General features: G+C 65.0%; 11 protein-coding genes. 7 read left to right on the forward strand and 4 right to left on the reverse strand.

Features of this window, described 5'->3' with window-relative positions:
* Positions 1-78 precede the first annotated feature (78 nt).
* Positions 79-1,548 (reverse strand): glucose-6-phosphate dehydrogenase, encoded by a 1,470-nt coding sequence (zwf, locus tag AB4Y42_RS10610; protein WP_368687721.1) that lies wholly within the window; start codon positions 1,546-1,548, stop codon positions 79-81.
* 577 nt (positions 1,549-2,125) lie between these two features.
* Between zwf and AB4Y42_RS10615 the strand changes: the two genes are divergently transcribed.
* The 4 genes from AB4Y42_RS10615 (at position 2,126) to AB4Y42_RS10630 (ending at position 6,437) form a co-directional block, all read left to right on the forward strand.
* Positions 2,126-3,373 carry an ABC transporter substrate-binding protein gene (locus AB4Y42_RS10615; RefSeq protein WP_368687722.1) on the forward strand — a complete coding sequence of 416 codons (1,248 nt, stop codon included), beginning with the start codon at positions 2,126-2,128 and terminating at the stop codon, positions 3,371-3,373.
* A gap of 124 nt (positions 3,374-3,497) precedes the next feature.
* Complete coding sequence (locus tag AB4Y42_RS10620; protein ID WP_368687723.1) at positions 3,498-4,439, forward strand: carbohydrate ABC transporter permease; 942 nt, start codon at positions 3,498-3,500, stop codon at positions 4,437-4,439.
* Entirely contained in the window at positions 4,429-5,286 is an 858-nt protein-coding gene (locus AB4Y42_RS10625; protein ID WP_368687724.1) for a carbohydrate ABC transporter permease, read from the forward strand. The genes AB4Y42_RS10620 and AB4Y42_RS10625 overlap by 11 nt, the downstream gene beginning before the upstream one ends.
* Positions 5,287-5,318: 32 nt before the next feature.
* Positions 5,319-6,437, forward strand: coding sequence for an ABC transporter ATP-binding protein (locus tag AB4Y42_RS10630; RefSeq protein ID WP_368687725.1), 1,119 nt, complete (start codon positions 5,319-5,321; stop codon positions 6,435-6,437).
* A gap of 98 nt (positions 6,438-6,535) precedes the next feature.
* Here the strand turns inward: AB4Y42_RS10630 and AB4Y42_RS10635 are convergent, their stop codons facing one another.
* Together AB4Y42_RS10635 and trxB are read right to left on the reverse strand one after the other, a co-directional pair.
* Positions 6,536-7,312: a Smr/MutS family protein gene (locus tag AB4Y42_RS10635; protein ID WP_368687726.1), complete on the reverse strand. Its 777-nt coding sequence runs from the start codon at positions 7,310-7,312 to the stop codon at positions 6,536-6,538.
* Positions 7,313-7,348: 36 nt separating this feature from the next.
* On the reverse strand, positions 7,349-8,344 hold the full coding sequence (trxB, locus tag AB4Y42_RS10640; protein ID WP_368687727.1) for a thioredoxin-disulfide reductase: 996 nt from the start codon (positions 8,342-8,344) through the stop codon (positions 7,349-7,351).
* A gap of 421 nt (positions 8,345-8,765) precedes the next feature.
* On the opposite strand from trxB, the gene AB4Y42_RS10645 reads away from it, so the two are divergent.
* A complete protein-coding gene (locus AB4Y42_RS10645; RefSeq protein ID WP_368694129.1) occupies positions 8,766-11,087 on the forward strand; it encodes a DNA translocase FtsK in 2,322 nt (773 codons plus the stop codon).
* 87 nt (positions 11,088-11,174) lie between these two features.
* Positions 11,175-11,882, forward strand: a complete 708-nt coding sequence (lolA, locus tag AB4Y42_RS10650) for an outer membrane lipoprotein chaperone LolA (protein ID WP_368687729.1) — start codon at positions 11,175-11,177, stop codon at positions 11,880-11,882.
* An 80-nt stretch (positions 11,883-11,962) separates the two neighbouring features.
* Here lolA and AB4Y42_RS10655 read toward each other — a convergent pair whose 3' ends face one another.
* Complete coding sequence (locus AB4Y42_RS10655) at positions 11,963-13,033, reverse strand: MBL fold metallo-hydrolase (protein ID WP_368687730.1); 1,071 nt, start codon at positions 13,031-13,033, stop codon at positions 11,963-11,965.
* 286 nt (positions 13,034-13,319) lie between these two features.
* On the opposite strand from AB4Y42_RS10655, the gene AB4Y42_RS10660 reads away from it, so the two are divergent.
* The gene (locus AB4Y42_RS10660) at positions 13,320-13,748 is read left to right on the forward strand and encodes a MerR family DNA-binding transcriptional regulator (protein WP_368687731.1); all 429 of its coding nucleotides are present in this window, start codon (positions 13,320-13,322) and stop codon (positions 13,746-13,748) included.
* Positions 13,749-13,772 lie beyond the last annotated feature (24 nt).

Below are 13,772 nucleotides of genomic sequence, written 5' to 3' on the forward strand. Positions count from 1 at the left end.
CTTTTTTGTAGGTCTACGGGGTAGTTCATCTGTCCGGTCCGGCATCGCGCTCGCGGTGCGCGCCGCCATGCAATCCCATCAATTCTCTTCTTCGAGCCAGCAGGTGCCGTGCTGCGCGAGCATCGCGCTGGCGGCCGCCGGTCCCCATGTGCCGGCCGCGTACGGCTTGGGCGCGCGCGGCGTCGCCGCCCACTCGTTGAGGATCGGCTCGACCCACGTCCACGCCGCTTCCTGCTCGTCGCGCCGCACGAACAGCGCAAGGCGCCCGTTGATCACGTCGAGCAGCAGGCGCTGGTAGGCCTCCATCTGGCCTTCGCGGAAGAACTGGTCGAACGCGAGATCCAGATGCACGCTCGCGAGATTCATGCCTTCGCCGGGCTGCTTCGCGAGGCAGTAGAGGCGGATGTTCTCGTTCGGCTGCAGGCGGATCACGAGGCGGTTCGCGCCGGGGCGCAGCGCCGGCGCGCCCAGCGCCGAATGCGGCACCGGGCGGAAGTTCACGACGATCTCGGCCACGCGGTCGGCAAGACGCTTGCCGGTGCGCAGGAAGAAGGGCACGCCCGCCCAGCGCCAGTTCTCGATCTCCACCTTGAGCGCGACGAAGGTTTCCGTATGGCTCTCGGGCTTCACGCCTTGCTCGGTCGCATAGCCCGGCACCGCCTGGCCGCGGATCACGCCCGCATGGTACTGACCGCGCACGGCGACCTTGCTGATGTCGAGCGGATTGATCGGCTTGAGCGCGCGCAGCACGCGAAGCTTTTCGTCACGCACCGAATCCGAATCCATCGAATGCGGCGGCTCCATGGCGACAATCGAAAGTAACTGCAACAGGTGATTTTGCACCATGTCGCGCAGTGCGCCAGTGTTGTCATAAAAGTCGCCGCGCGCTTCGACGCCCAGTTCCTCGGCAATCGTGATCTGGATGCTCTCGACCCATTCACGGCGCCACAGCGGCTCGAACAGCGCGTTACCGAAACGCAGCGCGAGCAGGTTCTGCACCGGTTCCTTGCCGAGGTAGTGGTCAATCCGGTAGATCTGGCCTTCGGCGAAGATCTCGCCGACGGCGTCGTTGATCGCGTTGGACGACTTGAGGTCGTAGCCGAGCGGCTTCTCCAGCACGATGCGCGAGTTCTCGTTCAGACCCACGGCGGCGAGCGCGCGGCAGATCGGCACGAACAGCGACGGGCCCGTCGCCAGATAGAACACGCGAATGCCGGGCAGCGACGCGATGCCGTCGCGCAAGTGAGTAAAGTCCTCGGCGCGCGAGAGGTCGAGCTTTACATAGACGATGCGCTCGAGGAAGCTGGCCCACGCGTTGTCGTCGTAGCCGCCGTTCTTCTTCACATGCGGCTTGACGTGCTCGTCGACCCACCCGATATACGCCGCGCGATCCTCTTCGTGGCGCGCGACGCCCACGATCTTGCCAGACTCCGCGAGCATGCCTGAACGGTGCGCTTCATACAGGGCGGGGAGGATCTTTCGCATCGACAGGTCGCCGGTGGCGCCGAAGAGCACGAACGTGAAACCTGAATCGATCTGGGTTTGCATGAGTCTCAGTCAGAGTCCTGGGGGGCCGCTGCAGGGTACAACGGGTGCCCGTCTGTGTGGGCGATCGAGCGGCCGTAGTCCGATAAAATTTTTTTTGACACTGAATTGTAGTTTAACTACAATCCAAATCAAGAGGTAACGTTCATTCGATGAAAAAAGCGTGGAACGCAGCCAGCAAGGCGGTTTGCGCGGTTTCGCGAGCGGACGGAATGCCCCCTCATGTTAACGGAGAACCACGCGGGACTCAGCCCGGCTTGCCAGTGCGCCGTGCGCCCGGTTCCCCGCCGTGCGGAGGCTTCAAGGCCGCGTGACGCAAGCGGCGCCTCGGCCGGCCGGGTGGCCGGCGAAAATCAAAAGAGGAGACAGTCAAGTTGCATTCCGAACCACTCATCTCTTGAGCGTCCTGCGGCCGGTAACCGGCACGCGGCCCGCGCGCATCTAATGAAAAGCACGCGCGCGCGGCACTCCGGCGCCCGTCCGTCCAGTGTTTTGCCTGTTTTGCCTGTTTGACCAACCACCGCACCCTGGCGATCAGGGGCCAATCGTTTTTTGTTCAGGTGTCTGGAGGAGATAAGCAATGAAATTCCGCGCGATCATGGGCGCCCTGTGCGCAGCAGGTCTGTTGGGTGGCGTCGCCACGGCGCAAGCGGCCGAGTCCCTCGAAGTGCTGCACTGGTGGACTTCGGGCGGCGAGTCGAAGGCCGTCGGCGTGCTCAAGGACGACATGACGAAGCAGGGCTATGTGTGGAAGGACTTCGCGGTCGCCGGTGGCGCGGGCGCGGCGGCCATGACCGCACTGAAGACCCAGGTGATCTCGGGCAACGCACCGACGGCCGCCCAGATCAAGGGTCCGCTGATCCAGGAATGGGCTGAGCAGGGCGTACTGGTGAACGTCGACTCCGTCGCCGGCGACTGGAAGGCCAATCTGCCGCCGCAGATCGACAAGATCATGCACGCCGACGGCCACTACGTGGCCGCGCCGTTCTCGGTGCACCGCGTGAACTGGGTGTGGATCAACAAGGCAGCGCTCGACAAGGTGGGCGGCAAGGCGCCGACCACGTGGCCGGAATTCTTCGCGCTGGCCGACAAGATGAAGGCTGCAGGCATCCAGCCGGTCGCCGCTGGCGGCCAGCCGTGGCAGGACCTGACGCTGTGGGAAGACGTGGTCCTCTCGCAGGGCGCGGACTTCTACAAGAAGGCACTCGTCGACCTCGACCAGAAGACCCTCACGTCGCAGCAGATGGTCGGCGTGTTCGACACGGTCCGCAAGATCGAGTCGTACATGGATAACGGCCGCACGGGCCGCGACTGGAACCTCGCCACGGCCATGGTCATCAACGGCAAGGCCGGCATGCAGTTCATGGGCGACTGGGCCAAGGGCGAGTTCGCGAACGCGAACAAGCAGCCGGATACGGACTACGTTTGCGCAGCAGTGCCGGGCACGGCAAAGGCCTACACTTTTAACGTCGACTCGTTCGTGTTCTTCCAGCAGAAGGGCCAGAAGGAAGCAACGCCTGGCCAGCTCGCGCTCGCGAAGACGATCATGAGCCCGGGCTTCCAGGAGCAGTTCAGCCTGTACAAGGGTTCGATTCCGGTCCGTCTCGGCGTGGACATGAGCAAGTTCGACGCATGCGCGAAGAAGTCGTACGCGGATGAGCAGATCGCGATCAAGGCCGGCGGCTATGTGCCGTCGCTTGCTCACGGCATGGCTCAGCCTGACGCAACGGCCGGTGCAATCACCGACGTCGTGACGAAGTTCATGAACTCGACCCAGGATTCGAAGAGCGCGGTGGAAGCGCTCGCGAAGGCTGCGAAGACGAAGTGAGCGTAGCAGGTTAGTGCTGTAAGACGGGGGGCGCCATTCGTGGCGCGCCCCGGGCATGACGGTTCACCCTCTGAACCCCATCATCGTGCGAAAGCGGTTTTCGCACCGTACCAGGAGTTGCGCAGTGACTGCTTCTCTTAGCGGCAACGGCAAGGCGGCCACGCCTGCTACCCGCCGCGCGTCGCCCATGGCGGCGCTCGCAGACCGCTGGATCCCGAAGCTGGTGCTTTCGCCCAGCATTCTGATCAGCCTCGTATTCGTCTACGGCTTCATTCTCATTACCGGGTATCTGTCGCTCTCGACCTCGCGACTGATGCCGCGCTATGAATTCGCGGGTCTCGACCGCTATCGCGAGCTGTTCTCCAACGACGTCTGGTGGACGTCGGCGCAGAACCTCGGATGGTTCGGCATCCCGTTCATCGCGATCTGCGTCGCGCTCGGGCTGTTCCTCGCGATCCTGCTCGACCAGCAGATTCGTCAGGAAGGCGCGCTGCGCGCGGTGTTCCTCTATCCGATGGCGCTCTCGTACATCGTGACGGGCACGGCATGGCAGTGGATCTTCAATCCGGACCTCGGCATTCAGCAGGTGATGCACAGCATCGGCTGGACGAGCTTTCACATCGACTGGCTCAACGACCCGGACAAGGCCATTTTCTGTATCGTGGTCGCCGCGGTGTGGCAGTCCACGGGCTTTTGCATGGCGCTGTTCCTGGCCGGCCTGCGCGGTGTCGACAGCGAGATCTTCAAGGCGGCCCAGGTGGACGGCGCGACGCTGCCCACGATCTATCGCAAGATCGTGATTCCGAGCATGCGTCCGGTGTTCTTCTCCGTGCTGCTGATCCTGTGCCACATCACGATCAAGACGTTCGACCTCGTCGTCGCCTTGACGGCCGGTGGTCCGGGCACGTCGTCGTCGCTGCCGGCCATCTTCATGTACACGTTTTCGTTCAACCGCGGGCAGCTCGGCGTCGGCGCAGCGTCGTCGATGATGATGCTCGCCACCGTCGTGGCCGTGCTCGTGCCGCTCATGTATCTGGAATCGAGGAGCACGCGCAATGCAGCCTAAGATGAACGTGAGCCGCGTGGTCATCTATGCGGCGCTGATCCTGTTCGCGGTGTACTTCCTGTTCCCGCTCTACGTGATGCTGTCGACGTCGTTCAAGTCGCTCGACCAGATTCACACGGGCACCATGCTCTCGCTGCCGACGAGCCCGACCTTCGCGCCGTGGATCAAGGCGTGGAGCGAAGCCTGTACCGGCGTGCGCTGTGACGGCATGCAGCCGTTCTTCATGAACTCGGTGAAGATGGTGATTCCGGCCGTGCTGATCTCGTCGATCATCGGCGCGTTCAACGGCTACGTGCTCACGCACTGGCGTTTTCGCGGCGCGGACGCGCTCTTCACGATGCTGCTGGTGGGCTGCTTCATCCCGTTCCAGGCCATCCTGCTGCCGATGGCGCGTCTCGAAGGCTTCCTCGGCCTGTCGAACACGATCGGCGGTCTGGTGCTGGTGCACGTCGTGTACGGCATTGCATTCACCACGATGTTCTTCCGCAACTTCTACGTGAGCGTGCCCGCAGAACTCGTGAAGGCCGCGCGCATCGACGGCGCCGGTTTCTTCATGATCTTCACGCGCATCATGCTGCCGATCTCGCTGCCCATCTTCATGGTGTGCCTGATCTGGCAATTCACGCAGATCTGGAATGACTTCCTGTTCGGTATCGTGTTCTCGGGCGTCGATTCGATGCCGATCACGGTGGCGCTGAACAATCTCGTGAACACGTCCACGGGCGTGAAGGAATACAACGTCGACATGGCCGGCGCGATCATCGCCGCGCTGCCCACGCTGCTCGTCTACGTGATCGCCGGCCGCTACTTCGTGCGCGGTCTCACGGCGGGCGCGGTGAAGGGTTAAACCCGCATTCGATTAAAAGGATTCATAGCATCATGGCAAGCCTTTCCATTCGCGACGTCTACAAGACCTACCCGAACGGGGTTCCCGTCCTCAAGGGCGTGAACATCGACATCGAAGACGGCCAGTTCCTGATTCTGGTCGGTGGTTCGGGTTGCGGTAAGTCGACGCTGCTCAACATGATCGCGGGTCTCGAAACCGTGACCAAGGGCGAGATCCAGATCGACGGCAAGACGGTGAACAACCTCTCGCCGAAGGATCGCGACATCGCAATGGTGTTCCAGTCGTACGCGCTCTATCCGTCGATGACGGTGCGCGAGAACATCTCGTTCGGCCTGAACATCCGCAAGGTGCCGAAGAACCAGCAGACGGAGATCGTCGGCCGCGTGTCGAAGCTGCTGCAGATCGAGCACCTGCTCGACCGCAAGCCGGGCCAGCTGTCGGGCGGCCAGCGCCAGCGCGTGGCCATGGGCCGTGCGCTCGCGCGCGATCCGGTCATGTTCCTGTTCGACGAGCCGCTCTCGAACCTCGACGCGAAGCTGCGTATCGAGATGCGCTCGGAAATCAAGCTGCTGCATCAGCGCGTGGGCACGACCATCGTCTACGTGACGCACGACCAGATCGAGGCCATGACGCTCGGCGACCGCATCGCGGTCATGAAGGACGGCATCGTGCAGCAGTTCGGCGCACCGCAGGAGATCTACGACTCGCCGTCGAACCTGTTCGTGGCGGGCTTCATCGGCGCGCCGCCGATGAACTTCATCAACGGCAAGCTGGTGGAGCAGGGCTCGGGCATCGGCATCGAGCTCGACACGGGCGTGGCGCGCAGCGTGCTGAACCTGCCGTTCGAAGCGAACAAGCTGCGCGGCCAGATCGGCCAGGAAGTGGTGCTGGGCCTGCGCCCGGAGCGCATCACCGACGCGCGCAGCTCGCACGACGGCCACGGCCACGAACTGCAGCGCCACTCGGTGAAGGTCGACGTGATCGAGCCGACCGGTCCGGACACGCTCGTGTTCGCGCAGGTCAACGGCAAGCGCATCGTGAGCCGCGTGCACCCGGGCGCGAATCCGCAGCCGCTCAACAACATGGATCTGCTGTTCGACGTTTCGAAGGCCGTGCTGTTCGACCCGAAGACGGAAGAGCGCCTCGCCTGATCGCCGTGTGCCGGTTTGCCCGGCGCAATAAAAAACCCCGTTCGCTGCGCAGGCAGCAACGGGGTTTTTTCATGTCGACACGCCGACGACCGGTTCGGTCAGGGCGCGTGGGAATGATGCTGCGCGTGCCCGACCGGGTGCGGCTGCAACAGCACGAGTACGGCGCCCGCGCCGCCGTCGTGCGGCCGCGCCTGGCAGAACGCGATGACTTCTTCCTTCTGCACGAGCCACGCGCGCACCTTGCCCTTGAGCACCGGCTCCTTGCCGACGGAACCGAGGCCCTTGCCGTGGATCACGCGCACGCAGCGCAGTCCGCGCTTGCCCGCTTCACGGATGAAGTTCTGCAGCGCCTCGCGCGCTTCCTCGCGGCGCATGCCGTGCAGGTCGAGTTGCGCCTGCACGATCCACGTGCCGCGCCGCAGCTTCTTGACGACTTCTTCGCTCACGCCGGGGCGGTGGTAGTACAGCGAGTCGTCGGTGTCGAGCAACGCTTCCGGGTCGAATTCGTCGGAGATCGCTTCGTGCAGCACGGCCTGCTCGTCGAGCCGCGTTTGCAGCGGCAGCGGCACGGGGGCTGCACGGCGCGGCTGCGCGCGCACAGGCTGCTTGAGCGGCGCGATCTGGCCGATCTCGCGGCGAAACAGGTCGCTGTCGGCGGCGGCTTCGACACGCGCAGCCTGCGCGGCCACGCGTTCGCGCTCGCGCTGGCGGGTTTGCACCTTGAGCGCGTCGCGCAGGCTGCCGAGGCCGGCGAAGCCGGAAGCCGTCTTGGCGGGCGTGGCTTCGTCCGCCGCGGGAGCAGGCGTGGGCGCCGGATCAGGGCGAGTCGGGGCGGGGCGCCTCGGCTCGCCCGGGTGGGGCACGTTCTTGGGCATGGCGAAAAACGCTGGGTAAAGCTGCGCTCGCCCGGCTTAGCGCTCGGCTTCGGCGCTCATCACGTGCGCCTGGCCCAATTCGTTCACGGTCTCGAGGTAGCGCTGCGCGTCGAGTGCGGCCATACAGCCCGTGCCCGCGCTCGTGATCGCCTGGCGATAGACGTGATCCTGCACGTCGCCGGCCGCGAACACGCCCGGCACGCTCGTGCCGGTGGCGTTGCCGTTCAGGCCGCCGTTCGTGATGATGTAGCCGTTCTTCATCTCGAGCTGGCCTTCGAAGATGTCCGTGTTCGGCTTGTGGCCGATCGCGACGAACAGACCCTGCAGGTCGAGCTCGGTGGTCTCGCCCGTCTTCACGTTCTTGATGCGCAGGCCGTTCACGCCGCCTTCGTTGCCCTTCACTTCGTCGAGCACGTGATCCCACTTGATCTCGACCACGCCTTCCTTTTCCTTTTCCAGCAGGCGGTCGATCAGGATCGGCTCGGCGCGGAACTTGTCGCGGCGGTGAATGACCGTGACCTTCTTCGCGATGCCCGAGAGGTAGAGCGCTTCTTCGACGGCCGTGTTGCCGCCGCCGATCACGGCGACGTGCTGGTTGCGGTAGAAGAAGCCGTCGCAGGTCGCGCAGGCCGAGACGCCGCGGCCCATGTACAGCTCTTCGCTCGGCAGGCCGAGGTATTGCGCCGACGCGCCGGTCGCGATGATGAGCGAATCGCAGGTGTACTCAGCCGAATCGCCGATCAGGCGGATGGGCTTTTCGTTGAGCTTGGCCGTATGGATGTGATCGAACACGATTTCCGTGTTGAAGCGCTCGGCGTGCTCGAGGAAACGCTGCATCAGCTCGGGGCCTTGCACGCCGTTCGGGTCTGCGGGCCAGTTTTCGACGTCGGTCGTCGTCATGAGCTGGCCGCCCTGGGCGAGACCCGTGACGAGCAGCGGCGAAAGGTTCGCGCGCGCCGCATAGACGGCGGCCGTGTAGCCGGCGGGGCCGGAACCGAGAATCAGGACTTTCGCGTGTTTGGTTGCAGACATGATCGAATTCCGTAGAAAGACGCTGCGTGGCGCGTAAATTCGGGCGCCCGCCGGGGGTGCCCGGTCGGGCTGCCCGGCGTTGCGGCGGGGCTCACGCATGTAGTTGGGCATCAGCCCGCAATTATAAAGGCGGGGGGCGCTCGCCGCTCGATGAAGCTTCCTCATCGGCGCGATAGCCTGGGCCCGGCGGGTGGCGCTTGGAGCGCGGGCTCGACCGCCACGGCGCGGCCGGATGCCGCCCTGTCGCGCACGCGCACCGTTGTCAGTTACCGTCATTTACAGCGAGGGGCCGCCGGGGCCGAAACAACGCGTTTACAATAGGCCGGATCGGACGACGGCGGCCGCGCCCGTCTGCCCGGGGTTTCGGGCATACGGTAAGACTGGCGGACCGCAAACGCATCAAGAATCAGCCCAGGATTCAATGGCCAAAGCTCCCTATTCCGCGCAGGCGCAGGCATTGCCTCACCGCATGTCGCGCCTTTTCACCGAAATTCGCTGGATCCTGCAGGTCGCGCTAGGCGTGTTCCTGCTGATGGCGCTCATCAGCTACAGCCGCCACGACCCGAGCTGGACGCACGCGGCCCAGGTCGACCACATCTCGAACTGGGCGGGGCGCGTCGGCGCGCGCGTCTCGGACATCCTGCTGCTGCTGTTCGGCCTGTCTGCCTACTGGTGGATCGTGCTGCTGGGGCGCCTCATCTCGGCGAACTACCAGCGCATCACGCACCACGAAGCGATTGCCGACGATGACGACGACAAGCCGCGCGACATCAGCTGGCTCGCCGAAGCCCTGTCGTTCGTGCTCGTCATGCTGTCGAGCTGCGGCATCGAGGCGCTGCGCATGTGGTCGCTCAAGGTGCAACTGCCCCAGACGCCCGGCGGCGTGGTGGGCGGCGCGGTGGCGCGCGGCGTTTCGCACGCGCTCGGCTTCACGGGCGGCACGCTCGCGCTGCTGATCGCGCTCGCGATCGGTCTTTCGCTCTATTTCCGCTTCTCGTGGCTCTCGGTTGCCGAAAAGGTCGGCGAATCCATCATCAATGCCGTGACCATGGCGAGGCTGCGCCGCGAGGCGGGCCGCGACCGCAAGCTCGGCGAAGCGGCGGCCGTCAAGCGCGAAGGCAAGGTCGAGCGCGGCCGCGTGAAGATCGAGGAACACGAGCCGGTCACGATCGTGCCGCCGGTGGTCACGCCACAGCGCTCCGAGCGCGTCGAGAAAGAGCGCCAGGTGCCGCTCTTCAAGGATCTGCCGGGCGACTCCACGCTGCCGGCGATCTCGCTGCTCGACCCCGCGTCGGCCACCCAGGAAACCATCTCCGACGACACGCTCGAATTCACCTCGCGCCTGATCGAGAAAAAGCTCAAGGACTTCGGCGTGGACGTGGCCGTGGTGGCCGCGTATCCGGGCCCGGTCGTCACGCGCTACGAGATCGAGCCGGCTACGGGCGTGAAGGGCAGCCAGATTGTGAACCTCGCGAAGGACCTCGCGCGTTCGCTCTCGCTCGTCTCGATCCGCGTGGTGGAAACGATTCCGGGCAAGAATTTCATGGCGCTGGAGCTGCCGAACCAGCGCCGCCAGACTGTGCGTCTTTCGGAAATCCTCGGCTCGGCGGTCTATGCCGACGCGCCTTCGGCGCTCACCATGGGCCTCGGCAAGGACATCGGCGGCAAGCCGGTGTGCGCCGATCTCGCGAAGATGCCTCACCTGCTCGTGGCCGGCACGACCGGCTCGGGCAAGTCGGTGGGGATCAACGCGATGATCCTGTCGCTGCTCTACAAGGCGAGCGCCGAGCAGGTCCGCATGATCCTGATCGACCCGAAGATGCTCGAAATGAGTGTCTACGAGGGCATTCCGCATCTGCTCTGCCCGGTCGTGACCGACATGCGCCAGGCCGGCAACGCGCTGAACTGGACCGTGGCCGAGATGGAGCGCCGCTACAAGCTCATGAGCAAGCTGGGCGTGCGCAATCTCGCGGGCTACAACAACAAGATCGAAGAGGCGAACAAGCGCGAGGAGAAGATCCCGAACCCGTTCAGCCTCACGCCGGACGATCCGGAACCGTGCCAGAAGCTGCCGCACATCGTGGTCGTGATCGACGAACTCGCCGACCTCATGATGGTGGTCGGCAAGAAGGTCGAAGAGCTGATCGCGCGTATCGCACAGAAGGCGCGCGCCGCGGGCATCCACCTGATTCTCGCGACGCAGCGGCCTTCCGTGGACGTCATCACCGGCCTCATCAAGGCCAACGTGCCCACGCGTATGGCCTTCCAGGTCTCCTCGAAAATCGACTCGCGCACGATTCTCGACCAGATGGGCGCCGAGTCGCTGCTCGGCATGGGCGACATGCTCTATCTGCCGCCGGGCTCGGGTCTGCCCGTGCGCGTGCACGGCGCGTTCGTCGCCGACGACGAGGTGCACCGCGTCGTCGAGAAACTCAAGGAGCAGGGCGAGCCGAACTATATCGAGGGCATTCTCGAAGGCGCGGTGGGCGGCGAAGGCGACGAGGGCACGGCTGCGGGAACCAGCGGCACCGGCGACGAGTCCGATCCGCTGTACGACCAGGCCGTCGAAGTGGTCATCAAGAATCGCCGCGCGTCGATTTCGCTCGTGCAGCGGCACTTGCGCATCGGCTACAACCGCGCGGCGCGGCTGCTCGAACAGATGGAGCAGTCCGGGCTCGTCTCGGCGATGTCGTCGAGCGGCAACCGCGAGATCCTCGTGCCCAACCGCGGCGACGCCGAGTAAGCCGCGCCGGGCCGCCGCGCTTTGGCAACGGCCAGGCATGGCCCCGGCAACCCGACGGCCAAAGACACACCTCTTGGAGAACGATAGATGCAGTATCCGGCTGGACTTCCGACCCGCTTTGCGCGCACCGCGCGCCGCGCGCTCTTCGTCGCGCTAGGCGCGTCGGTCCTGATGGTCTCGCAGGCGTATGCGAGCGGCACCGATCAACTGAAGCAGTTCGTCTCGCAGGTGCACGCCGCGCGCGGCAGCTTTGTTCAGCGCGAACTCAAGGCGCCCTCGGGCGCGAAGAACGCCAGCGACGCCATCGCCACGGCCACGATGAACGCCAAGACCTCGAGCGGCACGTTCGTGTTCGCGCGGCCCGGCAAGTTCATCTGGTCGTATGAGAAGCCGTATCAGCAAGTGCTGCAGTCGGACGGCGACAATCTCTACGTCTACGACAAGGACCTGAACCAGGTGACCGAGCGCAAGCTCGGCGGCGCGCTCGGCGCGAGCCCGGCGGCGATCCTGTTCGGCAGTAACGATCTCGACAAGAACTTCACGCTCTCCGACGCTGGCGTGAAGAACGGCATCGACTGGCTGGAGCTGATTCCGAAGTCGAAGGACACGCAGTTCAAGAGCGTGGGCATCGGCTTTCGCGACGGCAACCTCGAAGCCATGGAACTGCACGACGTGTTCGGCAACGTGACGCTGCTCACGTTCTCCAACATCGAGAAGAACCCGTCGCTGCCGGCTTCGACCTTCAAGTTCGTGCGGCCGCCGGGCGCCGATCTGATCACGGGCGGCTCGAACTAAGGCCGTTCACCTCGCGCTAAACATAAAAAAACGGGCGGCTCCTTGCGGGCCGCCCGTTTTTCTTTGTGCGCAGTGGTTTGTCAGGCGGTGAAGCGGATCACCCCGTCCGCGCCGGTCGTGCGCGTGACCTTGCCTTCGAGCCACAGCAGGTTCAGGTGCGCGAGCGCCTCGCCCATCGCGAAGGTCATCTGGTGGATGTCGAGCTCGCGCTTGAACATCATCGGCACGATGTCGGCGGCGCTTTGCGGCGCTCGCCCGCACGCTTCGATCACTTCGGCAAGACGCGCGTCATGGTGCGCGCGCAGTTGCGCGATGCGCGTGCGCACGCCGCGAAACGGCTTGCCGTGCGAGGGCAGCACGAGCGTGTTCGCGGGCAGCGTTTCGTAGCGGCCGAGCGATTCGAGGTAGAGGCCGAGCGGATTGCCTTCCGGCTCCATGTCGAACACGGAAACGTTGGTCGAGATGCGCGGCAGCACCATGTCGCCGGAGATCAGCACGCCGGTTGCCTCGCAGTACAGCGCGCAATGCTCGGGCGAGTGGCCGTAGCCCGTGATGACGCGCCAGTCGCGCCCGCCGATCGCCACCGTATCGGCTTCGCGCAGGCGGCGGTACTGCGTGGGCAGCGCGGGCACGAGGCTGCCGTAGTAGCCGCGGCGGTTGCGCAGCTTGTCGAGCGACGCTTCGTCCGTGAGCCCGTGACGCGCGAAATGGCGCGCGGCGCCTTCGCCGCCCGCATTCGAGCCGTCGCCGGCCGCCATCACGCGGGCCTGCATGTATTCGCCGAGCGTGGTCCACAGGCGCACGTCCCAGCGCGCCTTGTCCCCGCCCGCGCAAATCCAGTGCGCAAGGCCGATATGGTCGGGGTGGCAATGCGTGACGAGCACGCGCAGCACCGGCAGTCCTTCCAGCTGGTTCTCGAACACGGCTTCCCAGCGGGCCTTGATGGTGTCGTTGGTGATGCCGCAGTCCACCACGGTCCAGCCTGGCTGGCCGTCGATCTCGTCGCGCAGCAGCCAGAGGTTGATGTGGTCGAGCGCGAACGGCAGCGGCATGCGCAGCCATTTCACGCCGGGCGCGACATCGAAGGCGAGGCCGGGCTCCGGCAGGGTGTCGGCGTAGGGATAGTCGAGCTGGTGTTCGAGGGCATTCATTGGGGGTGTCTTCTCCTGTCGACCAGAGTTAGCGCTTTAGCTGTCGGCCGGAGTTGGCGCTTTAGCACCTGCTCCGGGCCCATGCAAAGCACTTACTCTGGTCCCACGTAAAGCGGTCGACCAGAGTTAGCGCTTGCGCGCCCACTCCGGCCCCATGCAAAGCGCGTCTTGCGCGTCGCTCCTGCCGGTTGCGTAACCGCGTACTTGACGATAACGTAAACGTCGATTCTATCGTCCCTCGCGCTGTCGTGCAGACAACAGCCGGGCCAGCCGCCTTCCGCACACTATGACGACCCAGTACACGATTACCGAACTCGCCCGGGAATTCGACGTAACGCCGCGCGCGATCCGCTTCTACGAGGACCAGGGCCTGCTGGCACCGAGCCGGGAAGGCGCGGGTGGCCTGAAGCGTGTCTTTTCGGGGCGCGATCGCACGCGGCTGAAGCTGACGCTGCGCGGCAAGCGCCTCGGCTTCACGCTCTCGGAGATTCGCACGCTGCTCGATCTCTACGAGTCGCCGACCGACACGCTCCCGCAGCTCCAGGCGTTCCTCGACACCGTCGTGCATCACCGCGAGATACTCGAGCGCCAGCGCGCGGACCTCGACGCCACGCTCGAAGACCTCGCGCAGTACGAGTCCCAGGCGCGCGCGCTTCTGGACAGGAATGCGGCGCACGAGAGCGACGCTCCCGCCGCCGCTCGCGCGAAACGCTGACGCGAGCGCAACTGGCATGGCCGC

Source organism: Paraburkholderia sp. EG286B, assembly GCF_040965655.1.
Classification (GTDB): Bacteria; Pseudomonadota; Gammaproteobacteria; order Burkholderiales; family Burkholderiaceae; genus Paraburkholderia.

Excerpts from the sequence above, each read along its gene's own strand:
- lolA (WP_368687729.1), top strand. The coding sequence starts at position 11,175 with ATGCAGTATCCGGCTGGACTTCCGACCCGCTTTGCGCGCACCGCGCGC.
- AB4Y42_RS10625 (WP_368687724.1), top strand. The coding sequence starts at position 4,429 with ATGCAGCCTAAGATGAACGTGAGCCGCGTGGTCATCTATGCGGCGCTG.
- AB4Y42_RS10635 (WP_368687726.1), bottom strand. The coding sequence starts at position 7,312 with ATGCCCAAGAACGTGCCCCACCCGGGCGAGCCGAGGCGCCCCGCCCCG.
- zwf (WP_368687721.1), bottom strand. The coding sequence starts at position 1,548 with ATGCAAACCCAGATCGATTCAGGTTTCACGTTCGTGCTCTTCGGCGCC.
- AB4Y42_RS10660 (WP_368687731.1), top strand. The coding sequence starts at position 13,320 with ATGACGACCCAGTACACGATTACCGAACTCGCCCGGGAATTCGACGTA.
- AB4Y42_RS10615 (WP_368687722.1), top strand. The coding sequence starts at position 2,126 with ATGAAATTCCGCGCGATCATGGGCGCCCTGTGCGCAGCAGGTCTGTTG.
- AB4Y42_RS10645 (WP_368694129.1), top strand. The coding sequence starts at position 8,766 with ATGGCCAAAGCTCCCTATTCCGCGCAGGCGCAGGCATTGCCTCACCGC.
- trxB (WP_368687727.1), bottom strand. The coding sequence starts at position 8,344 with ATGTCTGCAACCAAACACGCGAAAGTCCTGATTCTCGGTTCCGGCCCC.
- AB4Y42_RS10655 (WP_368687730.1), bottom strand. The coding sequence starts at position 13,033 with ATGAATGCCCTCGAACACCAGCTCGACTATCCCTACGCCGACACCCTG.
- AB4Y42_RS10630 (WP_368687725.1), top strand. The coding sequence starts at position 5,319 with ATGGCAAGCCTTTCCATTCGCGACGTCTACAAGACCTACCCGAACGGG.